The organism is Novosphingobium sp. KA1, from assembly GCF_017309955.1.
GTDB lineage: Bacteria > Pseudomonadota > Alphaproteobacteria > Sphingomonadales > Sphingomonadaceae > Novosphingobium.
In genome coordinates this window covers 1,302,296-1,325,325 of record NZ_CP021248.1, presented here as the reverse complement: position 1 = coordinate 1,325,325, position 23,030 = coordinate 1,302,296, and the positions used below count along the sequence as shown (strand labels likewise).

The window sequence follows — 23,030 nt, the reverse complement described above, 5'->3', positions numbered from 1 at the left end:
TCGAAATTGAGATCGCTTGGCTCCTCTCCCGCTCGCCCATTCATGCCGAAAGCTTCGGCGAACACCTGATCCAGCCATGTTCGGGCCAGCCATTTTCGGGAGGGCGCGCCACGGAAGAGGTGGAAATGCCGTGCTGGCGCGCGCGGGGCAGCGCCAGAAGTCTGTCCGCCGCATTGCCGAACGAGCCATCGTTGGTGAACCATGTCGGGGTGCTTTGTCCATATGGACTGACAGTGTGGACTGACAATGTGGACTGACAATCGGTTTGCCGCCGCTTGGGGCAGCAGAGGACATACTGCCATGGCTCCCCTGCGCGGGTACGATGTGGGGCTGGATGGGATCGGCGCCTAAGATTTACCTTTACGCGATCAATTTATCTGATCTATTTTCATTAGATGGTAAGGCCAATAATGCGGCCACTGAGATGATAGAGCGGCGGGCAGGTGCCTGCAGGCGCCAAGGGAGATGAAGCCGTGAAGATTATTTCCGCCAAGGTTATCGTGACCTGTCCCGGACGCAATTTCGTTACCCTCAAGATCATGACCGATCAGGGCGTGTACGGGATCGGCGATGCCACGATGAACGGGCGAGAGAAGGCGGTGGTCGCCTATCTCGAAGAGCACGTGATCCCCTGCATCCTCGGCATGGACCCGCGCCGCATCGAGGACATCTGGCAATACCTCTACAAGGGAGCCTACTGGCGTCGCGGACCGGTGACGATGCGCGCGATCGCGGCCGTCGACGTGGCCCTGTGGGACATCAAGGCGAAGATGGCCAACATGCCGCTCTACCAGTTGCTGGGCGGCCGAAGCCGGGATGGCGTCATGGTCTACGGCCATGCCAACGGCAGCGATATCGCTGAGACGGTTGATGCCGTGGGCCACTATATCGAACTCGGCTACAAGGCAATCCGGGCGCAGACCGGCGTGCCGGGGATCAAGGACGCTTACGGCGTGGGGCGCGGCAAGCTCTATTACGAACCGGCCGATGCCGCGCTTCCCTCGGTCACCGGATGGGACACGAGGCAGGCGCTCAACTATGTCCCCAGGATGTTCGAGAAGCTGCGCGAGACTTACGGTTTCGGCTATCATTTGCTGCACGATGGCCATCATCGCTATACCCCGCAGGAAGCGGCGAACCTGGGCAAGATGCTGGAGCCTTACCAGCTTTTCTGGCTGGAGGACTGCACGCCGGCCGAAAACCAGGAGGCCTTCCGTCTCGTGCGCCAGCACACTGTCACCCCGCTCGCGGTGGGCGAGATCTTCAACACGATCTGGGACGCCAAGGACCTGATCCAGAACCAGCTGATCGACTATATCCGATGCACCATCGTCGGCGCTGGCGGGGTCACGCACTTGCGCCGTATCGCCGATCTCGCCGCGCTCTACCAGATCCGCACCGGCAGCCACGGTGCGACCGATCTTTCGCCGGTGACCATGGGGACCGCGCTGCATTTCGACACCTGGGTGCCCAACTTCGGCATCCAGGAGTACATGCGCCACACGGCGGAGACCGATGCGGTCTTCCCGCACGACTACCACTTCGAGAAAGGCGAGCTGTTCTGCGGCGAAACGCCCGGCCACGGTGTCGACATCGACGAGCAGTTGGCGGCGAAGTATCCCTATAAGCCGGCCTTCCTTCCCGTCGCCCGTCTTGAGGACGGCACGATGTGGAACTGGTGAGGTCCGCGGGCTGGCTCTGGCGCGGCGCAACCTCGCCGTTGGATGGGCACGGTGATGCCGGGGTGGAATGGCGAGCAAATTGGTAAGATGTCTTGCTGTCGTGTGCCGCTTGTGACAATGCCTTCGCATGACAGGGCGTGTAAAACTGTACCAGCGAGTGGCTTGCGAACTTGAGCAAGGGATGCGCGACGGGCAATTTTTGGCGGGTTCACGCCTTCCGCCGGAGCGGGATCTGGCAGAGCGCTTCGGCGTCAGCAGGCCGACGGTCCGGGAGGCGATGATCGCGCTCGAAATCCAGGGCCTTGTCGAGGTGCGTCACGGCTCGGGGGTGTACGTTGCGGAGCATGTGCCTCTGTCCAGGCCCAAGGATGAGCTCGACGTCGGTGCATTCGAACTGATCGAGGCGAGATTGATGTTCGAGGGCGAGGCCGCCGCTCTCGCCGCAACCGTGATGCGCGATGACGAACTGGTCAATCTTGGGCAGATTCTCGAACGCATGGAAGCCCTGGGCCCGGCATCGCCCGCGGAACTGGATCTGGACCGGCAGTTCCACCTCGCCATAGCCGAGGCGACCCAGAGTTCGTTGGTTTTTCAGGCGATCGAACGCCTGTGGGACTTGCGGGAAAAGTCGCCGCTGAGCCGGCGCATGTTCGAGCAGGCGAGGCTGGCCGGGATCACCCCGCGGTCGGATGAACATCGCAAGATTTATGATGCCCTGGCCGAACGCAATGGAGAGCGTGCACGACAGGCGATGCGGGCGCACCTGATCCGGGTTTCCGAGGATCTGCTGGCCGTCACCGAACTGGAGTTGATCGAAAAGGCCAGGCGTGAAATTGGCGACAAGCGTCGCCGTATCGTCGGTGTGGGATCTACGGGCGCCTAGGTGTTTGGTCTCAGCATGTGATCGCGGCTGCGCCCGCCGCTGGGCTGGCGACAAATTCACCCCATTCCACGCTGGGATCAAACACTTGGGCCGTGACTCCTGGGCCGTGACTCCTGGGATGGCAGCGTCGATGCGGCCAAGCGGCGAACATACCGGGTTGCGGCGTCGGCGAGTGCGCTGCGGGGCGCTTCGCGATGCAGGCCTTGTGCGCGTCCCTTCGGGATTTCCCCAAGATGGTCCATCAATGCGTCAGGAGGTCTTGAATTATGGATATATTTCGGCACCTTCCTGCCCGGTACTGTGCCAAGTTTTCCCAAGTCGGGATGGCAGCGATCGTGATACCACGACCTGACTGATGTCCCGTGGGTGAAGATCGCGCTGCAGTGTCTGTAGACCCCGGTGTCCCGGCACGCGCCCGGCCCATGAACTCGACGGACGGACAGTGATGACGTTTTGTATTGATCGCCGCGCGCTTTGCCTTGGCGCGACGGCATTGGCGGGCTGTGCCACCGCGCGTATGGGGGCGCAGCCGGCGGATGGCCCGCTGCTCTTTGCCTATTTCAGCACCGGCAAGGGGGAGGCGGACGGGCTGAAGCTGGCCCTCAGCGATGACGGTTTCGCATTCAGGACGCTCGGCGGCGGCGGGCCCTTCCTGGTGCCGCATGTCGGCGAGAAAAACCTGCTGCGAGACCCTTTCCTCTGGAGGGGGGAGGGGGTTGATGCGCCTTGGCACTGCATCTGGACTACGGCCTGGCAGGGGGTGACGATCGGCCATGCCACCACCCGGGATTTCATCAACTGGACGCCGCAGCGGGCTCTTCCGGTCATGGCTTCGGTGCCGGGTACGCGCAATTGCTGGGCGCCCGAAGCGATCTTCGATCCCGCTTCGGGCCGAACGGTGATCTTCTGGTCCAGTACGGTTGACGGCCGCTTCACGGAAACCGCGAGTACGTCGGAAAACGGGTACAATCACCGGCTGTGGTACACGACCACGGCGGATTTCGAGAGGTTTGCTCCGCCGCAAGTGCTTTACGATCCCGGTTTCAGCGTGATCGACGGCACGTTTGCACACGCGCCCGATGGCGGTCTCTGGCTGGTGGTGAAGGACGAAACCGTCATGCCGCCCCGCAAATGGCTGCGTGCCGCTTCGGCGCGCAGTCCGCTCGGCCCATTTGCACCGCTTGGCGTGCCATTCACGCCATCCTGGGTGGAAGGTCCCATGACCGTGCGGGTTGGTGATGAATTGATCTGCTATTACGATGTCTACCGCGACGGCCGCTGGGGCGCGGTATCGACGCGCGACATGATCCACTGGCAGGATTTCGGGGATCGACTTGTCATGCCGCAAGGCGCGCGTCATGGTTCGCTTGTGCGGATTGCGCCCGATCTTGCCGCTTCGCTTGAAAAAGCCTGAAAAGGCGGCTCCCGGATGGAGGATCCGGGAGCCGTGAGTGCCGGCGCGGGAGGGCCCCGCCGGGAACTCGGAGGTCAGAATTTCACATTGACGCCAGCCGAGATCGTGCGCCCGACGCGGGTCTGGAACAGGGTGTCCTGCCGCTGGCTGTCGGTGTAGAGGCTGTTCTGTTCGTCGGTGAGGTTGGTGCCCTCGACGATCAGCTTCACGCTGTCGGTAAGATTGTATGAAGCGGAGGCGTCGACAAACGTGGTTGCCCGGTTACCGACCAGATCACTGCCGGGCGAGGCGGGAATGCCGCGAATGAACGGCCCGCGGTAATTGATCGTGCCGCGGATCGAGAACTTGGCGTTCTCCCAGTAGAGCGTGCCGGACGCGGTGTCCTTCGACAGGCCGACAAGGTCGTCCTTGGTTGTCACCGTGCAGACGCCGCCGGAGCTGGTGAGGCAGTAATTGATCTTCGACATGACATGCGTGTAGTTCGCCAGCACGCCGAAGTGACTGAAGAAACCGGTCATGAAGTTGAACGGGATCTGGGCGTTCAGCTCGATGCCCTTGAGCGGGCCGCCCGGCGTGTTGGTAGGGGTGGCGATGTTGAACAGTTCGTCGGGCGTCGTATTGCTGCCGGTGAGCAGAGCATCGGGTAGGCCGAGTGAACTGAACGGCACGAGCGAGTTCACGCTCTGCACATATGTCTTGATGTCCTTGTAGAAGAACGCTGCCGACAGCAGGGCACCGGGGCGGAAGTACCATTCCACGGCTGCGTCGAAGGTGGTCGCACGGATCGGTTCGAGCAGGGGATTGCCCAGCGATCCGGAGCGGGTCACCGGGTTGATCGTCACCGTCGGCGCCAGCGCGGTCAGCGCGGGGCGCGACATGACCTTGGCGGCGGACAGGCGCACCAGGAGGTTCTGCATCGGTTCGATGACGAGGTTGGCGGAGGGCAACCAGTCGTCATAGCTGCGCGAAACCGCGCGGAACTGGCCGGCAAGGCCGGTCGGCGAGGTCGCGTCGGCCAGGTTGAGGTACCCGGTCGAACGCTGCCAGGTGTGGATGTAACGCAAGCCGATATCGCCGCGCAGGCCAAAGCCCACCGCATCGCTGAAATCGAACGTGCCCATGAGGTAGGCGCTCGATTCCTCTTCCTTGACGCCCGGATTGATCTCACCGCAGCCGGTGCAGGTGCGGGCGTCGAACAGGTTGAAGGTATCCGCAAGCTTGCGCCAGTCGAGCGTGGCCCAGCTCGACGGAGCACCATGGCCCCAGAGACTGTCCACACCGGTGATCTGCTTGGTGAGATCGGCCAGCGAAGTGCCGGATGGCAGGTTTTGAACCAGCGTATCGGCAGTGTAATAGGTCGTCAGGCGCTGCTTGAAGTCGCTTGAACGGTATTGCCCGCCAAGATGAACCTTGAATGCATCCGATACTTCGTAATGAGCGTTGATCTCGCCCAGTACGCCATTGGTGGTGTTGGTGGCGGGTTTGCCCTGAAGGCTGAATCCGCCGGTGACGACTCCGGCGCCCGGTGAGACGCCGTAACGGAACTGCGTGGGATCGGAGACGTCGAAACCGAAGCCCAGTACCGGCGTCTGGCCGCCATCCCTGTAGTCGATCGAGAAGTTGTCGGTATCGAGCGCATCCATGTAGTACTGCATGCGGACCTTGTCGCGCCAGACGGAGCGGTTGAGGCCGACCTTGCCGTCCACCGTCAGCCGGTCGCCGAAGCGGTGCATGAAGTTGAGGTTAGCCTGCTTGAACGTGGTCGAGTATTCGGAGTGCAGGCCTTCCGAGCGTACGTCGACGCCGTCGAGCAGGGCATATTCTACCGATCCCAGATCGGAAAGCTGGACATCCTTGAGCGACATCATCGGGTAGCCCTGGTTCGATGCCGAACGACCGAACGATATCGCCTCGATGTAATTGTCGTCGCGCGTGACGTTGAAGCGGGAGTACAGCAGGTCGAGCGAGATGTCGGTATCGTCGTCCGGCTTGTACTGCAGCGTCATCGTTCCGCCGATGCGCTCCTGCGACTGCTGCGAATTGATGTAGCGGGGAATGCGCGGGAAGAAGGCGCCGCTGCCGGGGGTATTCGGCAGATCGTCGCGGCGGGCGTCATAGACGGTCTGGTAGGCTGCAGGATCGCTGGTGCGCGGATTGCCGGTGGAGCAGTTCGCGGCGCTGGCGCCGGTCGTCGCGCTGGTGACCGGGGTCTGCGGGGTAAAGCCCAGCGGCGAGCAGAACATGCCGTTCTGGTTGGCCGAGAGAATGTCGACCGCCGAATAGCCGACTTCGCGCGTATGGCGCCTCTGGTAGGCGATCGAACCCAGCACGCCGAAGCCGCTGTCGCCGAACTGCTTGGAGACCAGGGCGGACGCGCGCGGATCGACCTGCTTCGACAATTCATTCCACACGCCGCGTGCGGTGGCCGAGAGGACGAAATCCTTGGCGGAATCGAACGGCCTTGGTGCGCTGAGATCGACGGTCGCGCCCAGCGAACCCTCCTCGACATCCGCCGATGGTGTCTTGCGCACGGTGAGCGCGGAGAAGATCTCGGTGGGGAAGACGTTGAAGTCGAAGCTGCGCCCATTGTTGCCGGCCCCGTAGATGTCCGAGCCGCCGGTCTGGGCCGCGGATTCCATGCCGTTGATGCGCACGCGGGTGAAGTCGGCGCCAAGCCCGCGCACGGAGATGTTCTTGCCTTCGCCGCCATCGCCGCGCTGGAGAGCGACGCCGGGAATGCGCTGCATCGATTCGGCCAGATTGGAATCGGGAAACTTGCCCAGGTCTTCGGCCTTGATCGTGTCGATGGCGGCGGTCTGATCGCGCTTGTCGGCCAGCGCCGCGTTCAGCGAGGCGCGGAAACCGGTGACAATGATGTCCTCGGCGCTGGGTGGCTGCTGGGCGTTACCGTCTTGCGCTGCAGCTTCCTGCGCAAACGCCGGAAACGACACTGTCATCATCGCCGCCATCGCCAGCAGCGATGCCGACGTCCGGTTGCACCTGATGGACCTCGAGGTTGCCCTTCCCATTATCACACTCCCGTTATTGTTTTATAATGTCCCATTATGTGGGATCGAGTTTTACCATATATCCCAAGTTCGCTCATTTCCAGTCAAAATCGCTGCTGATCGATCTGTCTCGATAATTTCCCCGCAGAAACGGAGCGTCTCGTCGCGGGGAAACGATGTCCCTTGGATTGACTTCCTTGCGTCCCTTTATATGCATTAATGGTCCTTCATATGGGATTGTCCCGTTATCAAGGCGGTTCACGAGACGGAGAGGATGACGATGTCCCTGACCACGGCGCTGGCATTGGCTGTCGCTTCCGCAACCAGCGGCGCGCCGATCGTCGACATCGATCTGGCCGGCAAGGCGCCCCAGGAAATGCCCGGTTACCAACCGGGCGGAAACGGGGCCGAGCGGCGCGATCCTTCCGGTGAATTCTTGTATTCCGTGTCGCTGCCGCAGGGCACATACCGCGTCACCCTGACCCTCGGCGACAAGCGCAGCGCGGGCCGAACCACCGTCAAGGCAGAGAGCCGCCGCCTGTTCCTGCGTGACGTCGCGACGCGGCGCGGAGAGATGGTGTCGCGTACGTTCCTTGTCGATGTCCGCGACGCCCGGCTGCCGCGCCAACCGGCAGGGGCACCCCGGTTCGGGCAGGCAGTACTGCTGGACGAGCGCGATCTCGCCAGTTTCAGCTGGGACGACAAGCTGACGTTGGAATTCCTTGGCCAGCCGCGCGTCACAGCCATCCACATCGAGCCCGCTGATGCGCCGCGGTTATTCCTTGCCGGTGATTCCACCGTGGCGGACCAGTATGCCGAGCCTTTCACCAGTTGGGGACAGATGCTGCCGGCAATGCTCGACGATCACCTGGTCGTCGCCAACCACGCCAAGTCCGGCGCGACGATGAAGTCCTTCATCGCCCAGCTGCGTTTTTCCAAGGTGCTGACCCAGATGCGCGCGGGCGATTGGCTGTTTATCCAGTTCGGCCACAACGACCAGAAGGCCGAATGGCCGATGACCTATCTCGATCCGGAACTGACCTATCCCGCCTACTTGCGCAGTTACATCGCCGAAGCGCGCCGTCGCGGCGTACATCCGGTGCTGGTCACCTCACCCGAACGACGCAATTTCGACGATACCGGCAAGATCAAGGACACGCTTGGCGCCTATGCCGCTGCTGTGCGCAAGGTGGCGGCGGACGAGAAAGTCCCGCTGATCGACCTTAACCGCGACAGCATCGCGATCATCCAGGCGCTCGGCCCCAATGTCTCGCCGCAGGCCTTTGCCGAAAACGGCAAGGACCGGACGCACAACAACAATTACGGCGCCTGGCTCTTTGCCGCCGCGATTGCGCGGCAGGTGGTCGAGAAGATCCCAGAGCTCGCGCCTTACGTGGTGCTCCGGAACTTCGATCCTTCGCACCCGCCTTTGCCGGATGCCGTGCCGATCGCGCCGAGCATTCCGCTGGATGAAGGCAAGCCGGAAGGGAGCTGACGCGGTGGATCTGCCCCGCCGCCAATTTTGCGCGTTCAGCATGATAGGGTCAGTGATGCCGCGATCCGTGCTTGCCGCGCAAGGGCGCTTTGACGTTCGCCATTTTGGCGCCAAGGGCGACGGCGTGGCCATCGATAGCCCGGCCTTCAATGCGGCGATTGCCGAAGCCGCGCGCATCGGCGGTACGGTTGTGGTACCGAAAGGCCGTTACCTCTGCTTCTCGATCCGCCTCAGGAGCCGGATCCGGTTGCTCTTCGAGCATGGGGCAACGATCATCGCGGCGGCCCCCGCGCTTCACGGTGGAAGCTACGACCCGCCCGAGCCCGCTTCAGGCCTCTATCAGGATTTCGGCCATAGCCACTGGCGCAACAGCCTGATCTGGGGTGAGGACGTGGAGAACGTCGTGATCGAAGGCTCCGGCCTGATCCACGGCCTGGGCCTCACTCGCGACGGCCCCGGCGCGCGCTGGCAGGCGCAGACCGGAGAGCGTCCGCTCTCCATGCAGGGGATGAGCGCCAGGGAAATCGGCCTGCTGGAACCCGCCATTGCGGCGATGGACGGCCAAGGCAACAAGGCGATCGCACTCAAGCGCGGACGCAATATCCGTCTTTCGGGTTTTACCGTAAGCAAGGGTGGGCACTTCGCGATCCTTGCCACCGGCACGCGCGGCCTGGTGATCGAAGACCTCACGATCGACACCGATCGCGACGGTATCGACCTCGACTGCGTGCAGGACACGGTGGTGCGCGGTTGCAAGGTCAACTCCCCCAACGACGACGGCATCGTCGTCAAGTCCAGCCTGGCATTGGGCGAGCCGATAGCCGCTCAAAACGTGGTGATCCGTGATTGCGCGGTGTCCGGCTACGACATGGGCACACTGATCGACGGGACCCGGACAAGGACGCAAAAATTCGCACCGGACCGCGACCGCGTGACCGGCCGGATCAAGCTCGGTACCGAAAGCAACGGCGGCTATCGCAACGTCAAGGTGCAGGACTGCAGCTTCACCCATTGCCGGGGCCTGGCACTGGAAACGGTGGATGGCGGCATGATGGAGAACATCGTCGCCACCCGTCTCACCATGCGGGACGTGACGACGGCCCCCTTGTTCGTGCGCCTTGGTGACCGGCGGCGCGGGCCGGACGGCGCCGGCATCGGCGGGGTGCGGCAGGTCCTTCTCTCGGAGATCGACGCGCGGGGAATCGATCCGCGCTTTCCTGCGGCCTTTGCCGGACTGGCCAGTCGGCCGATCGAATCGCTGGTCATGCGCGACGTCCACCTGGTCTATGGCGAAGCGGGTACGGTGCCGGGAAGCGCGCCGCAAGCCGAGGAAAACATTGCTGAACTGGCGGCTGCCTATCCCGAGCCCAGCATGTTCGGGGTGCTCCCGGCCTGGGCGCTCTGGGCCCGTCATGTGGAACGCCTGACCGTGGACAAGTTTCACGCGGAAACGTTTCTTCACGAGGCGCGTCGGCCCATCTGGCTCGAAAACGTCGCATTTTCGGCCTTTTCGAACACCCCTTTGCATCAGAATGGCGATTGACGAGCGGGGTGGGACGGGCTACCAAATAACGGCATTGAAATCCATATAATGGAACATGGGAGAGTCGTGGTGCCGGATAAGGGGATGGGGTCGATCCACGCCTTCAGGATGCAGTTGAAGCCCGGCACGGTCGATGAGTATCGCCGCCGGCACGATGCGATCTGGCCCGAACTCTCCGCGTTGCTGACCGAGGCGGGCATTCGCGACTATTCGATCTTCCTTGACGAGCAGAGCCTCGCGCTTTTCGCGGTGCTGCGCGCGCTTCCCGGCAATACCCGCGATACCCTGCCCGATCACCCGGTGATGCGCCGCTGGTGGGACCATATGGCCCCGCTGATGGAAGTGGAGCCTGGCAACCAGCCGAAGGAATGGCCGCTCCCGCTGCTGTTCCACATGGACTGAGCCGATGAAGCGCGCTTTCCTTCTTGCCCTGCTTCTTTCCGCTGCTCCGCTGCCTGCTCTGGCGCAGGGCGCGAAGCCGACTGCCGATCTTGCCGCGCCGGTCCAGACCTTCGGCCGTATCTCGTTCGATGCGCGTTCACTGATGATCGACGGCAAGCGGCAGGTGATCTGGTCGGGCGAGTTCCACCCGTTCCGCCTGCCCAGCCCGGATCTCTGGCGTGACGTGCTGCAGAAGATGAAGGCCAGCGGGTTCAACACCGTCGCGCTCTATTTCGACTGGGGCTACCACTCGCCCAAGCAGGGTGTCTACGATTTCAGCGGTATTCGCGATCTCGACCGCCTGCTGACGATGGCGGAGGAAGAGGGCCTCTGGGTCATGACCCGTGCCGGGCCTTACGTGAACGCGGAACTGTCGCGCGGCGGATTTCCGGGTTGGCTGGTCAACCAGAAGGCCCGCGCCCGCACCGACGATCCCGAATATATGGCCGCCGCCGACGAGTGGCTGACGCGGGTCAACGCGATCATTGCGCGCCACCAGATCAACGGCGACGGCAAGGGCCATAAGGGCTCGGTGATCCTCCACCAGATCGAGAACGAACTCGCCCTGACCACGCCCGCGCAGCGCCGCTACATGGACCACCTCTACGCCAAGGCGCGTGCCGACGGCATTACCGTGCCGATCTTCCACAACGATCAGGGCCGTAACGGCTACTGGGTGCCGGAGGGCTCGCCGGTCGACAAGGTCGTCCACGGCCCCAACGACATGTATGCGTTCGACGGTTACCCCGGCGGCACCTGCACCGTGGAAGGCAAGCCGACCCGCAGCGTGGCCGCGCCGGACTGGGGTTTCTACGGAATAGGCGGCGCGAAAGGTGGTGCCTCTGCTTCGCCGAAAACGCCCGGATTCCTGGCCGAATTCGGCGGCGGCTGGTTCGATTACTGGGGGTCCAACGGTGGCTATGCGTGCAACGCGGTCCAGCGCGGCAAGCGGTTCCAGCGGGTGTTCTACGGCACCAATCTGGCCAACGGCATAGGCATCCAGAGTTTCTACATGACTTATGGCGGCACCAGCTGGGGCTGGCTGCCGGCCCCGGTGGTGTTCACCAGCTACGACTATGGCGCCGCCATTTCCGAGGCGCGGAACCTGCGCGAAAAGGCGTTGGAGATGAAGCAATTGGGCGGCTTGATCGCCTCGGTCCCTGACCTTGCGGGCATGATCCCGGCGGGCGCACCCGAGGTCTCTTCGCCCAATATTCAGGTCTATCACAACAAGAGCCCGGAGACCGACGCGCGCTTCCTGCTGGTGGCGCACAAACCGTCGAACGGGCAGAGCGATGACCGCTTCACGGTGACCGTCACGCTGCCGGATGGACGCTACGCATTTCCGTTGCAGCTCAACGGCTTCGATGCCAAGTGGCTGGTCGCCGGGGTGAACCTTGGCGGGCAGCGGCTGGTCTATTCGACCTCCGAATTGCAATCCGTGTCCAAGGCCGGAAACGCTGACCTGCTGCTGCTTTACGGCCGTGCCGGGGAGCCGGGCGAGACCGTGCTGCGCTATACCTCGGCCCCGAAAGTCACGGTTCTGGAAGGCGCGGCAGAAACCGCCTTCAACGACACCAAGGGCGACCTGAAAGTCACCTACGCGCACGCAACTGGGCATGGGGGCCGCACCGTGCTGCGCCTGACCGGCGGCGGGCGCGGCGACCTGATCCTGATCCTTGCCGACGAGGCCGAAGCCGCCCGCTACACCCGCGTGGATTCCTCCGCAGGCCCCGTTCTCGTGCGCGGTCCGCAGCTGGTCCGGCGCGCGTCGTTCACATCCGGCGCGCTGGCGCTGACCGGTGACACTGACGAAGCGGCCGGTCTCGAAGTCTGGGCCCCCGCCGCCGTCCGCGCGCTGACATGGAACGGCGCGCCTGTCCCCGCCAGGGCATCCACCGTCGGCAGCCTCGCCGCAACCATGCCTCTTGCCGGCCCAGCTCCGATCACGCTTCCCGCGCTCAGCGGCTGGCGCATGGCCAAGGGTTCGCCGGAGGCCGATCCGAGATTCGACGACAGCGGCTGGCAGGCCGTCGGCGGCAGCCGCCCCAATGCCACGATCACCCAGCGCCCGGACGGCCAGCCCAACATGGCGATGGATGCCTATGGCTTCCACGAAGGCGACGTCTGGTATCGCGGCAAGTTCGAGGGCAATCCCGGCGCCAGAACCGTCTCGCTGTTCTACGGCGCGGGCGGCTCGGGGCTGGTGCAGGCCTGGCTCGACGGCCAGTTCATCGGTCAGGCCGAGACACCGGGCGGCCTCCCCCGCCCGATCACCACCGGCACCGTCACGCTGGACCTTCCGTCCGAGGCGCGGGCCGGCGGAAGCCATGTGCTTTCGGTGATGGTGCGCAACAACGGCCACAACTGGGACCTCGATTCCGACGACTTCCACAAGGAAGCGCGCGGGCTGATCTCCGCCTCGATCTCGCAGCCCGGCGGGCGCAGCTTCGCGGTGCCGATCGCGTGGAAGATCCAGGGCCAGCGCGGCGGCGAGGACCTGGCCGACCCGGTGCGCGGCCCGGCCAACAGTGGCGGCCTCCATGGCGAGCGCATGGGCTGGCACCTGCCGCTGTTCGACGACAGCCGGTGGACCGCCGCGCCAGTACCGGCGACCAGCGCGGAGCCGGGCACGACATGGTATCGCACCGCATTCGACCTCGCCGTGCCCAAGGGGCAGGACGCCACCATCGCGCTGGCCTTCGGGGATACCGAGACGCCGCGCTCGGCCGCGAAATACCGCGTGCTGATCTTCGTCAACGGCTGGAACATGGGCCAGTTCATCGCCCACGTCGGCCCGCAGCGCCTGTTCCCGATCCCCGAGGGCATCCTGAACCACCACGGCGCCAACCACCTGGCGCTGGCCGTCACCAGCGACGGCGCCCCCGGCGATGCGCTGGAGGCGGTGAAGCTCGTCACCCTGCACAATGTCCGGGGCGGCGTGCCCGTCCGCATGGTGCCCGCCCCGCAGACCCCGGCAGAGCTCAAATGAGCCGCCGCCCCGTCCTTCCGCGCTCCGCGAGCGCCCCCGAAACCATGACCAGGAGACCTTAATTGGCCGCGCTTACGCACGACATTCCGCGCGCGGAAGTCACCGACGCCATCGGCAAGCTGATGCACAACCTCGTTCACATCAAGGACGAGACCGGTGAGTTCCTGCTGCACCTCGACGATGGCCGCGTGATCGACACCAAGGGCTGGGCCGGCTGGGAATGGACCCACGGCGTCGGCCTGTTCGGCATGTGGCGCTATTTCGAGCAGACCGGCGACACGGCCGCGCTCGCCATCATCCGCCAGTGGTTCGCCGACCGCTTCGCCGAAGGCACGCCCACCAAGAACATCAACACGGTGGCCCCCTTCATCACGCTGGCCTACCTCTACGAACTGGACGGCGATCCCAGCTACATCCCCTATCTCGACACCTGGGCCGAGTGGCTGATGGCGCCCGACGGCCTGCCCAAGACCGAGGAGGGCGGCTTCCAGCACATCGTCTACAACGACGAGAATCCCGGCGAACTGTGGGACGACACGCTGATGATGAGCGTGCTGCCGCTGGCCAAGATCGGCCTGCTGCTGGACCGGCCGCAGTACATCGAGGAAGCCAAGCGCCAGTTCCTCGTCCACATCAAGTACCTCGCCGATCGCAAGACCGGCCTGTGGTTCCACGGCTGGGACTTCACCGGGCGCCACAACTTTGCCGAAGCGCTCTGGGCGCGGGGCAATTGCTGGGTGACGATCGCCATTCCCGAGATCATCGAACTGCTCGATCTCGAACCGGGCGATGCCTTCCGTTCGTTCCTGATCGACACGCTGGCCGCCCAGGTCCGCACCCTGGCCGCCACGCAGGACGCCGAAACCGGCCTGTGGCACACCCTGATCGACGATCCGACCAGCTATCTGGAGGCCTCGGCCACGGCGGGCTTTGCCTATGGCATCCTGAAAGCCGTCCGCAAGGGCTACCTGCCGCGCGAATACGAGGCGGTGGGCATCCGCGCGGTGCGCGGCGTGCTGGCCAACATCGACGATGCGGGCGAACTCCAGCAGGTCAGCTTTGGCACCGCGATGGGCGACACCCTGCAGTTCTACAAGGACATCGCGCTAACCTCGATGCCCTACGGGCAGAGCCTGGCCATCTGCGCGCTGGCCGAGTTCCTGCGGACCTACATCTGATGGAGTGGCCGGGCGGGCGGCAATGCTCGCCCGGCGATTACTCCGACAAAATACTGGCGAACCGCGTGTCATTATTTAATATGCTCTGAAAAACGAAAGAGCGCGTGCAAATCCGTCCGAAAACAGAGGCGGGTCACGTGCGGAATTACGGTGAAGGATCCTGCTGTGCCCGAAAGCCAGACTCTGGCCCTGCGCCCGGTGCGCCTGAGAAACTACCTCGCCTATGGCTCCAACGACGTGCTCGGGGCCGGGTCGATGGCGGTCATCTCGGGCTGGGTGCTGATCTTCTACACCCAGTTCTGCGGGCTTTCGGCCGGGCAGGCGGCGCTGATCTTTGCGGTGGCGCGTGTGCTCGACGCCTTCGCCTCGCCGATGATCGGCTATATCTCCGATCATTTCGGCATGACCGCGCTCGGCCGCCGGTTCGGGCGGCGGCGCTTCTTCATCCTCGCCGCGATCCCGCTGCTGCCCAGTTTCGCCTTGATGTGGCTGCCGGGGCAGACGTTCTGGTACTATCTTGTCAGCTATGTGCTGTTCGAGCTGGTCTACGCGATGGAGATCATCCCGTTCGAGACGCTCGCCGCCGAGATGTCGAGCGATTATCGCACCAAGGCCAAGTTCGCCGGCTGGCGCATCCTGTTCGGGCAGGCTTCGGCGATCCTGGCCGGTTTCCTGCCGCTCTGGCTGATCGAGGCGCTGGGTCGGGACAGTGCCGACACCTTCTTCTACATGGGGCTGATCTTCGCGGCGCTGTTCATGCTGACGGCGGCGATGCTCTACCTGTTCAGCTGGGAGCGTCACGGACCGGGCAGCGCGCCGCCGGCTGCGGGGCCGCGCCCGTCGGCCGGGCCGCTGGAGGCGCTCAAGGCGCTCTATCGCAACTTGTTCTCGACCATGCGCATCCGCGCCTTCCGCCTGCACCTCGGCATGTATCTGGGCGGCTACATCAGCCAGGACGTGTTCAACGCCGCGTTCACGTTCTTCGTGATCTTTGCGCTGGCGGGCAGCACGGCGATCGCCTCCGGCTTGCTCGGCACGATGTACATCGTCCAGTTCGTGGCGGTGATCATCGCCATCAACATGGCGCTGCGGGCCTCGCCCAGCCGCGCCTACCAGATCGCCGCCGCCAGCTTCGGCGCCGGCGCACTGACGCTGATCGGGCTGTGGATCGCCGGGATCACCGCCAGCAGCGCGATGATCTGGCTTCCCATCGCTCTGGCGGGGCTGGGCCGGGGGGCGCTCAACTACATTCCCTGGGCAACCTACAACTACATGGCCGACGTCGACGAGATCGTCACCGGCCGCCGCCGCGAGGGTGCCTTTGCCGGGGTCATGACCTTCGTGCGCAAGGCCACGCAGGCCGCCGCCGTCGCCGGGGTCGGCTTTGTCATGCAGGCGGGCGGTTTCGTCTCGGGCGCGGCGCAGCAATCGCACGGCGCGGTTGTCACCATCGCGGTCCTGCTGGGGCTGGGCACGGTGGGCATGCTGCTGTTCGGCGTGCTGGTATCGCGCCGTTTCCGCCTCTCGCCCGCCACCCACGCGGTGCTGATGCGCGAGATCGAGCACTTGCGCGCCGGCGCCCGCACGCCGAGCAGCCCGGAGGCCTGCGCCGTCGTCGAGGACCTGTCGGGCTGGCGCTACGACCAGCTCTGGGGCCGCAATCCGCTGGTCGAACAGGACGAGCGGAGCGGCAATCTGGGGCAACCGGTCAATGGGGTGAACTGAGCAAAGGCGCGCTTGCCGGGGGGCTTCGACCGGCTCCGCCTGAGCGGAGTGGGGGCTGCTTTGGGTGGTTTGCAGAATGACAGCTTACGGGCGCATGTCGGGCTCACGCGGACATTGACAGGTTGATTGTTGCAATGCTTGTGACTGGACATGGAAGACAGCTCGATACCCCCCCTCAAGTCCGTTTTAGAACGTTTAGCGGAGCGCTCGATGGGGGGATTAGGCCGCGTGTGGGTCGGAACCAAGCCTCTGGAAAACGGCTCGTTGATCGCTGCGATTATATCGAACGTCGGGCTAGATGCGAGCGGTCGAGAAGCGGATTTTCATGCTGTTACCATCGAGGATGCTCCGATTTGGCTGACGCTTTTTGCTACCCAATCACTTCTTCACGGCAAATGTCCGATACCAGACGGACTCTTGGAAGAAGTTACTGAGGCACTTGCACCATTGGGGCCGGATGCTCAGTTTTTCAGCAAAGGAACTTGGCAGCAAACACGTCGCTTGAAACATTATGAGTTGGTGCGTTTAGGTAGCGGTTGGGATCGATCTAGGCATCAACTGATCTTCCAAGGAAATGAAGAGCCGTTACCTCCGATTGATGTTCTGGAGGACGGAGGCATTATCGGTTTCGGAAAGACCGTAGCTTTTGCTTTTTGGGTCGAGGAAGGCGATTAAGGGCCTTATGCAGACGTCAGATTTGTAAGTTCTGATACTGAAGCGCGAAAGTCCGCAATGGGGCGGTAGCGGAAGGGCGGTTTTTGGCATGCCAACGCAGGAAAACTGCCATTCGGATGTAGCTCAAAAGCCTATTATTGTCCTAAAAATGGTCTGAGCGAACGCGCTGCAAGTACGCGTTATTTTACGTTTTGGGTGTTTCTGCGGCGGCGATAGTGGACGATAGCAACGCTAGGCAAAACAAACGCCGGGAGGAATCTTATGACCATGGTGCTTCCGGGATGTTCCGCTATCCAGCGTACCGTTGACATGGCCAAGCCGCTTGCAGCCCAAGATAAAGCTGCCGCACAACATACGCTGAGCACGATAATCCCTAAGCGTATCATGCCATTCATAACGTGTTGCTCCATCGGACCGGTTGGGCCCTGATAGCCTGGCGAACGCATTAATGCACGCTGCGAGGTTTGAGAAAGCATCAGAAAATCGCCAAAAGTGATTTTGCTCAAAACTTAAAGTATCCGCTCTCAAGCAGAGAAAAATGTCGGATCTCTGCCCCGTAGAATCAGGCATGGAACGACCGACAAGGGCGCCAATCGGCCTCAGTGTGCTGCTACCCAATCCCTGAGAGCGGCATCGATCCGTGACTGCCAACCAGGGCCGCCGGATTTGAAATGCTCGATCACCTCGGGCGAAAGGCGCAGCGTGGTGCTGACCTTTTTCGGAGCTTTCTGCGGGCCGCGTGCGCGCATCGTCTTTGCTAGGTCCGGGAAGGCCTCAGCGAAAGGCTTTGCCCTGGCGAAGTCCTCAACCGTCCATTCGGGGTTATCGCTGACCACATCCATATCGGCCTTGGTGTATCCGGGGGCGGCGTGTTTCGGGTCGGTCATGGCAGGAGCCTCCGTTCCGTAATGCTGGCCGGGCGAGCAGAGATGATAGAGACGCCTTCGGTGCCCAGCACAGCGAAAATCACCGTGATCGTGCCGTTCATCTCACCGATGGCGGCAAAGCGTCCGTCCTTCGCGGGGATGACCAGGGCGGAGAGGAAGAACCCTTCGCCTACATCGGCGAAGTCGATCCCGTGCTTGACGAGGTTCGCTTGCCGTTTTGGTTCATCCCACACGATTGTCATAGTTTTTTGTAGTTACGATTTGATTTCCAGTCAATCGCTTTTTGTAACTACAATTTGTCTATGACGTCAGGATCGATCTTTCAGTTCCTCAGGCGATGCAGCCCTTGAAGGTCTTGTCAGCGGTCCCATCGGCAAACATAATCGGCAAGAAACCGGACGGACCGCTGCTCGGCACGTCAAATCCGCCCACGAACGACCAACTTGGGCGCAGAGCAGCCACCAAGCTGTAGACCCTGGGTCCTTGCTACGGCAAGGACCCAGGGCAGTCTCAGATTTCAGTGCCCTCTGCGAGCGTCAAAGCGTCCTCCACGTCCACGCCGAGGTATCTGACCGTGCTTTCGATCTTCGTGTGCCCAAGCAAAATCTGGACGGCGCGGAGATTTCCAGTCGCCTTGTAGATGATCGAAGCCTTGGTTCGGCGCAGAGAGTGGGTGCCATAATCTTCACCGGGCAGTCCGATCCCCGTGACCCATTCGTCAACAAGGCGAGCATATTGTCTGGTGCTTATGTGGGCGGCGTGATCGGTACGGCTCGGAAATGCAAAATCCTCCAAGCATCCACCTCTCAGTTCCAGCCATTTGAGCAGGCTGGCCCGAGCATCGGTCATCAGCTCAAACTGAACCGGTCTGCCGGTCTTTTGCTGTACCACCGTGGCCCGTGTTCGAATTTTCCGATCACACACGATATCGCTGATCCTGATCTTCACCAGATCGCATCCGCGAAGCTTGCTATCGATGGCCAGGTCAAAGAGGGCACGGTCCCGGATCCGCCCATGCTGGTCGAGAAAGAATCGGATCGCCCATATCTGACGGGGCTTTAGCGCTCGCTTCGCACCAACCTTGCGCCCGGCGTTCCAAGATACCCGCTCACGAGCGGCGGGATCAAACTCTGATAATCCCATGACACATCTCCTATGGCCATGACGGCCATAGGTAGAACGCTTCAGGAGAGGCCGACCCATTATTGCCGTACGGCCGCTAAATTTCGATGCCCAGGTGCGGACCGGCAGCTATCCGGCGGGTGTCGACCAATTTTTGTCATTCCTGGCGAGACAGTTAAAGGTCTACCTCTGACAGAAGCGGACCTTGCAGAACTGACCGCCTGGAGCTGATGGCAGCAAAGCTGCGTCGCGGAGAAGCGGGGGGCAAGCTTGCCCGTCCAGCCTCAATCCATCCCGAAGGACCAGGCCTGGCCGAGCTGGATGTAGAACACCGCGCCACCGGGGCCATAGGCGACATCGAGCCCGGCATCCATGCCGAGCTTGCGCGCGATGCGGTAGCGCAGCCCGCCGCCGCCCGCAAAGATCGCGCCCGAACTGTCGAAGATGCGCGAATGGCCGGGGTCGGTCGCGCCCATGCCGCCGAAAGCCAGCACCGACCAGCGCGGGGCGAGCTGGTAGGTCAGTTCGGCCTCGGTGCTGAGCACGGTGCCCCCCTGGTAGCGTGCGGCCTGCACGCCGCGCAGCGAGATCGAGGGCGCGATGAAGGCGGGGTAATTGCCCCGCGCGGCGTCGATCTCCACTTTCGCGCCCAGCCGCCAGCCGTCGCCGAGCGGGTGGAAGGCGTAGGCGTGGCCTTCGTAGCGCTGGAACTTGCGGTCGCTGCCGAGGAAGTCGGCGTAGAAGCGGCCCTGGACATAGGCGTTGACGCCCTTGGTCGGCGCCAGCGGGTTGTCGCGGTTGTCGAAATGCGCACCGCCCCCCAGCGCACCGAGGTTGAGCTTGCGCTGGGACTGCTCCTCGAGCTCGTCGGGCACCTTGGCGAAATCGATGCGCGAGCGCATCTGGCGGAAATCGAGCATCGGGCCGATCGAAAAGCCGCTCTTGCCGATGTCCATGCGTGCCGAGGCCAGCACCGCGTAATCGTACTTGTTGGTATATTCGAAGCCCGAGGGTAGCAGTGCCGGGTACATCGTCAGGATGGCCTTCCCGCGCCCCGCGCCGAAGCGGTAGTGCAGCCGCTGGTCGAGCGCCGATCCCTGCTGTAAGTAGCCGTAGCCGTAAGACCCGTTGCCGGTCTTGGCGGCGCCGACCATGCGGCGGGTGACCGCGGCGGGGTTGTCCTTGGGCATGGTGATGAACTGGGCCATGAGCCCGTAGCCGCCATCGACCGCCGGTTCGGTGATCACGATCGGCACCGGGATGAAGCCGCCCTTGGCGAGCACGTTGGAGAAGTCGAGCTTGCCGTCTTCCTCGTCGCGGAACCTGTCGAAGAACGAAGTCTTCTCGTGGCTTTGCCCTGCTTCGGTTAACGTGTCGCCGGATGCGGCAGCGGGATCAGCGGCAGGGGTGGTAGTCGGGGCTGGCGGCGTCGCCTGTGCCAATGCCTGTGCCGGCAGGGCGGGGAGCAGCGTTGCCAGGAGTGTAGCGGTAAGCGGGAACCGGGCGCGGCGCACCGTGGATCGCGGTTTCGCCCGTGCAGGCAGCGTGCGGCGCATGGGTATCATCCTCTCGTCCGTCTCCCTCGATCCGCATGACCGCATGACTAGCGTCACCACAGTCGATAGAGCGCTCTACGGGGGGCAACCATCGGTACAATCCCGCATATCGGGCAGGGAAAGCGCTGTGCGCGCGGCATTTTTCGGCAGCGCGAGGGTATTTCCCGATATTTCACGGCCACGCCGAAGGGTACCTTCGGGCCGTGCCGCGCTTTCGATTCACCCTTCCGCTCTTGCCCGTGGCCCTGGCCGGGACGCTTGCGCCGGTGCCTGTCCTGGCAGTGGGGCCCGCCGACGAGATGGAGGAAGTCGACGATCAGGCCGAGATCGCCGCGAGCCTTGCGGTGGCTTCGATCTCGAACCGCAAGCAAGGCAAGGGCGCCGACGTGCTGGCGGTGCCGCTGCCGATCACCAATCCGACGCTGGGAACCGGCATCGTCGCGGCAGGCGTCGCCTTCTACAATCCCAACGACGCGCCCAGTCCGTGGATCACCGGGGCGGCGGCGATGAAGACCAACCAGGGCAACTGGATGGTCGGCGCGCTGCATTCGATGTCGCTCGACCACGACCGTTATCGGGTTTCGGCGGCGCTGGGCACGGGAAAGCTGATCATGAAGTTCTACGGGATCGGCGCGGACGCGGGCGACAGGGGGGATTCGATCCAGCTGCACGAGCGCTTCACCGCCCTGCGCCTGCAAGGGCAGGCACGGGTCGCCGGCAGGCTCTATGCCGGCGCGCGCGGCCTTCTCCTGAAGATGGATGCGCAACCTGCCGAGGAAGACGGGCAACTGGCGGACCTCGTGCCCTCGCAGCGCCAGCTCGACGGCACCCTCGTCCTGCTTGGCCCCTCGGTCAGCTTCGACACCCGCGACGATACGCTCAATCCGCGCCAAGGGCTCTATGCCCATGCGGAATGGCTGCTGGGCATGGGGGTGCTGGGAAGCGACTACCGGATGAGCAAACTGACCGCAGGCAGCAGCTATTACGTACCGACCGGGCCACGCACGACATGGGCGCTGCATGCGGGGCTGTGCGCCGCCGCCGACGCGCCGTTCTACGCGATGTGCCTCTATGGCCAGAAGAGCGATCTGCGCGGCTATGCCTCGGGGCGCTATCGCGACGGGGCGAGCTGGGCGCTGCAGGGCGAGTGGCGGCGGCGCCTCGCGGGGCGCTTCGGGATGGTCGCCTTCGCCGGGATCGGCGGCATCGCACCTTCGCTGGGCCGGATCGGGGAGAGCAACTTCCTGCCGTCGGCCGGCGCCGGGCTGCGTTTCCGCCCCTCGCGCCAGACCAACGTCAACCTCAGGCTGGACCTCGCGGTCGGCTGGAAGTCGCAAGGTCTCTACCTCGGGATCGCCGAGGCCTTCTGAACGGCGCAACTTCGCCGGGGGCGGGAACTTGGCGAGCACGGCATCCACCGCGGCGGTGACGTTCTCCGCCGAGGCGGTCTTGCTGGTCACCCGCTGGGAGCCGGTGCCATGCCAGATTGGGGCCTTGATGCCGCCGTAGTAGATGTCGACCCTTGCTGGTCGTTCAGCAGTGGATTTTGCATCCCCAGATGCAGAAGGTCTGCTATTCCGGCTGCCATAGCCTCATTTTCGTTCGACCTCGGGGTGCGACAGGATCGGCCGCTTCTCCCCAAGCACACCATCCCATGGCAGGGCTTTGGGCAATCGCTTGTCGATCGGTAATCATGCATGCAGCGGAAGCGTCGCAGCTTTCTGGAGCGTGGCGATGACCGTGAAGAAGATCCAGTCGTTCAGGACGTGCGCGGCGGTGGAAACCCAGGTGTTTTTTGTCACCACGTAGCCAGTGAGCAGCGCAACGCGCGCGGTGCCGATGACCAGGAAGCACTGGACGAAATTCCACTGGTAGGTGGGCAAATGGATGGCACTGAAAAAGATGGCGGCCCCAAGCCATCCGAGAACGACGGCCCATCGCCTCGATAGCTGCAGTCGGTCATGGCAAAACCACAGGATCGCGAGAAAGGGCAGGTGAGTGGCCCCTAGATTTCTGGACGGCTTCTATCCTAATTTTGAGGACAGGAGACGACGATGGGGAAGCCTAATTTCAGCGATGAGTTCAAGCGCGATGCGGTGGCCCAGATCACCGAACGTGGGTACCCGGTAGCGGAGGTATCCGAGCGGCTCGGCGTCAGTCAGCATTCGCTGTATGCCTGGAAGCGGCAACTGGCGAAGGTGGTGTCTGGTGATGCCAGCAAGGATGCCGAGATTCGCCAGTTGAAGCGCGAGCTGGCCCGGGTGACCGAGGAGCGCGACATCCTAAAAAACGGTCGCGGGTTTAGCCCGCCTGTGCGCGGTAGAAACGGGTCGTGCTATGCTGCTCGCCAGGAGGGTCGCGGCCGTTCGCTTATTGGTGGCATGATACCCCGTTAAAAAACGTGGCCCGTGGGCAGTTGCGCACTTGAG

The 23,030-nt window shown here is 63.4% G+C and carries 17 protein-coding genes and 1 pseudogene; 12 read left to right on the top strand and 6 right to left on the bottom strand.

All coding sequences use genetic code 11. From position 1 onward, the window contains the following. Positions 1 to 473 precede the first annotated feature (473 nt). From manD to CA833_RS23650, 3 genes are all read left to right on the top strand, one after another. Positions 474 to 1,682 (top strand): D-mannonate dehydratase ManD, encoded by a 1,209-nt coding sequence (manD, locus tag CA833_RS23660; RefSeq protein ID WP_142638475.1) that lies wholly within the window; start codon positions 474 to 476, stop codon positions 1,680 to 1,682. Between the two features lie 127 nt (positions 1,683 to 1,809). After that, the gene (locus tag CA833_RS23655; RefSeq protein ID WP_142638477.1) at positions 1,810 to 2,565 is read left to right on the top strand and encodes a FadR/GntR family transcriptional regulator; all 756 of its coding nucleotides are present in this window, start codon (positions 1,810 to 1,812) and stop codon (positions 2,563 to 2,565) included. 445 nt (positions 2,566 to 3,010) lie between these two features. After that, positions 3,011 to 3,979 carry a glycoside hydrolase family 43 protein gene (locus tag CA833_RS23650; protein ID WP_207080419.1) on the top strand — a complete coding sequence of 323 codons (969 nt, stop codon included), beginning with the start codon at positions 3,011 to 3,013 and terminating at the stop codon, positions 3,977 to 3,979. 74 nt (positions 3,980 to 4,053) lie between these two features. On the opposite strand, the gene CA833_RS23645 is transcribed toward CA833_RS23650, so the two are convergent. Beyond that, positions 4,054 to 6,939 (bottom strand): TonB-dependent receptor, encoded by a 2,886-nt coding sequence (locus tag CA833_RS23645; RefSeq protein WP_242526459.1) that lies wholly within the window; start codon positions 6,937 to 6,939, stop codon positions 4,054 to 4,056. Positions 6,940 to 7,267: 328 nt separating this feature from the next. Here CA833_RS23645 and CA833_RS23640 point away from each other — a divergent pair, with 328 nt between their 5' ends. The 7 genes from CA833_RS23640 (at position 7,268) to CA833_RS23610 (ending at position 17,036) form a co-directional block, all read left to right on the top strand. Then, positions 7,268 to 8,482, top strand: a complete 1,215-nt coding sequence (locus CA833_RS23640; protein ID WP_207080417.1) for a rhamnogalacturonan acetylesterase — start codon at positions 7,268 to 7,270, stop codon at positions 8,480 to 8,482. Positions 8,483 to 8,537: 55 nt separating this feature from the next. Continuing rightward, positions 8,538 to 10,025: a glycoside hydrolase family 28 protein gene (locus tag CA833_RS23635; RefSeq protein ID WP_242526458.1), complete on the top strand. Its 1,488-nt coding sequence runs from the start codon at positions 8,538 to 8,540 to the stop codon at positions 10,023 to 10,025. A gap of 48 nt (positions 10,026 to 10,073) precedes the next feature. Further along, entirely contained in the window at positions 10,074 to 10,427 is a 354-nt protein-coding gene (locus tag CA833_RS23630; protein WP_242526457.1) for an L-rhamnose mutarotase, read from the top strand. Positions 10,428 to 10,431: 4 nt separating this feature from the next. Next, the gene (locus CA833_RS23625; RefSeq protein WP_207080415.1) at positions 10,432 to 13,458 is read left to right on the top strand and encodes a beta-galactosidase; all 3,027 of its coding nucleotides are present in this window, start codon (positions 10,432 to 10,434) and stop codon (positions 13,456 to 13,458) included. Between the two features lie 62 nt (positions 13,459 to 13,520). Next, positions 13,521 to 14,636: a glycoside hydrolase family 105 protein gene (locus CA833_RS23620; RefSeq protein ID WP_142638489.1), complete on the top strand. Its 1,116-nt coding sequence runs from the start codon at positions 13,521 to 13,523 to the stop codon at positions 14,634 to 14,636. A gap of 150 nt (positions 14,637 to 14,786) precedes the next feature. Then, a complete protein-coding gene (locus CA833_RS23615; RefSeq protein WP_242526456.1) occupies positions 14,787 to 16,361 on the top strand; it encodes an MFS transporter in 1,575 nt (524 codons plus the stop codon). 150 nt (positions 16,362 to 16,511) lie between these two features. After that, on the top strand, positions 16,512 to 17,036 hold the full coding sequence (locus CA833_RS23610) for a hypothetical protein (protein WP_207080414.1): 525 nt from the start codon (positions 16,512 to 16,514) through the stop codon (positions 17,034 to 17,036). A 599-nt stretch (positions 17,037 to 17,635) separates the two neighbouring features. On the opposite strand, the gene CA833_RS23605 is transcribed toward CA833_RS23610, so the two are convergent. From CA833_RS23605 to CA833_RS23590, 4 genes are all read right to left on the bottom strand, one after another. Next, positions 17,636 to 17,923, bottom strand: coding sequence for a BrnA antitoxin family protein (locus CA833_RS23605; RefSeq protein WP_142635897.1), 288 nt, complete (start codon positions 17,921 to 17,923; stop codon positions 17,636 to 17,638). Beyond that, positions 17,920 to 18,165 (bottom strand): BrnT family toxin, encoded by a 246-nt coding sequence (locus CA833_RS23600; RefSeq protein WP_142635895.1) that lies wholly within the window; start codon positions 18,163 to 18,165, stop codon positions 17,920 to 17,922. Before CA833_RS23600 ends, CA833_RS23605 begins: the two co-directional genes overlap by 4 nt. Positions 18,166 to 18,433: 268 nt before the next feature. After that, positions 18,434 to 19,066, bottom strand: coding sequence for a tyrosine-type recombinase/integrase (locus CA833_RS23595; protein WP_207080413.1), 633 nt, complete (start codon positions 19,064 to 19,066; stop codon positions 18,434 to 18,436). 263 nt (positions 19,067 to 19,329) lie between these two features. Further along, a complete protein-coding gene (locus CA833_RS23590; protein WP_207080412.1) occupies positions 19,330 to 20,601 on the bottom strand; it encodes a BamA/TamA family outer membrane protein in 1,272 nt (423 codons plus the stop codon). A gap of 266 nt (positions 20,602 to 20,867) precedes the next feature. Here CA833_RS23590 and CA833_RS23585 point away from each other — a divergent pair, with 266 nt between their 5' ends. Continuing rightward, the gene (locus CA833_RS23585; RefSeq protein WP_207080411.1) at positions 20,868 to 21,971 is read left to right on the top strand and encodes a BamA/TamA family outer membrane protein; all 1,104 of its coding nucleotides are present in this window, start codon (positions 20,868 to 20,870) and stop codon (positions 21,969 to 21,971) included. A 321-nt stretch (positions 21,972 to 22,292) separates the two neighbouring features. Here the strand turns inward: CA833_RS23585 and CA833_RS23580 are convergent, their stop codons facing one another. Further along, positions 22,293 to 22,556, bottom strand: a complete 264-nt coding sequence (locus CA833_RS23580; RefSeq protein ID WP_255535894.1) for a type II CAAX prenyl endopeptidase Rce1 family protein — start codon at positions 22,554 to 22,556, stop codon at positions 22,293 to 22,295. A gap of 99 nt (positions 22,557 to 22,655) precedes the next feature. Here CA833_RS23580 and CA833_RS23575 point away from each other — a divergent pair. Next, positions 22,656 to 22,898: pseudogene (locus tag CA833_RS23575) on the top strand (transposase); the annotation flags it as partial. Between the last annotated feature and the right edge of the window lie 132 nt (positions 22,899 to 23,030).

Excerpts from the sequence above, each read along its gene's own strand:
- CA833_RS23605 (WP_142635897.1), bottom strand. The coding sequence starts at position 17,923 with ATGACCGACCCGAAACACGCCGCCCCCGGATACACCAAGGCCGATATG.
- CA833_RS23650 (WP_207080419.1), top strand. The coding sequence starts at position 3,011 with ATGACGTTTTGTATTGATCGCCGCGCGCTTTGCCTTGGCGCGACGGCA.
- CA833_RS23595 (WP_207080413.1), bottom strand. The coding sequence starts at position 19,066 with ATGGGATTATCAGAGTTTGATCCCGCCGCTCGTGAGCGGGTATCTTGG.
- CA833_RS23625 (WP_207080415.1), top strand. The coding sequence starts at position 10,432 with ATGAAGCGCGCTTTCCTTCTTGCCCTGCTTCTTTCCGCTGCTCCGCTG.
- CA833_RS23640 (WP_207080417.1), top strand. The coding sequence starts at position 7,268 with ATGTCCCTGACCACGGCGCTGGCATTGGCTGTCGCTTCCGCAACCAGC.
- CA833_RS23600 (WP_142635895.1), bottom strand. The coding sequence starts at position 18,165 with ATGACAATCGTGTGGGATGAACCAAAACGGCAAGCGAACCTCGTCAAG.
- CA833_RS23655 (WP_142638477.1), top strand. The coding sequence starts at position 1,810 with ATGACAGGGCGTGTAAAACTGTACCAGCGAGTGGCTTGCGAACTTGAG.
- CA833_RS23630 (WP_242526457.1), top strand. The coding sequence starts at position 10,074 with ATGGAACATGGGAGAGTCGTGGTGCCGGATAAGGGGATGGGGTCGATC.
- CA833_RS23590 (WP_207080412.1), bottom strand. The coding sequence starts at position 20,601 with ATGCGCCGCACGCTGCCTGCACGGGCGAAACCGCGATCCACGGTGCGC.
- CA833_RS23610 (WP_207080414.1), top strand. The coding sequence starts at position 16,512 with ATGGAAGACAGCTCGATACCCCCCCTCAAGTCCGTTTTAGAACGTTTA.
- CA833_RS23635 (WP_242526458.1), top strand. The coding sequence starts at position 8,538 with ATGCCGCGATCCGTGCTTGCCGCGCAAGGGCGCTTTGACGTTCGCCAT.
- CA833_RS23645 (WP_242526459.1), bottom strand. The coding sequence starts at position 6,939 with ATGATGACAGTGTCGTTTCCGGCGTTTGCGCAGGAAGCTGCAGCGCAA.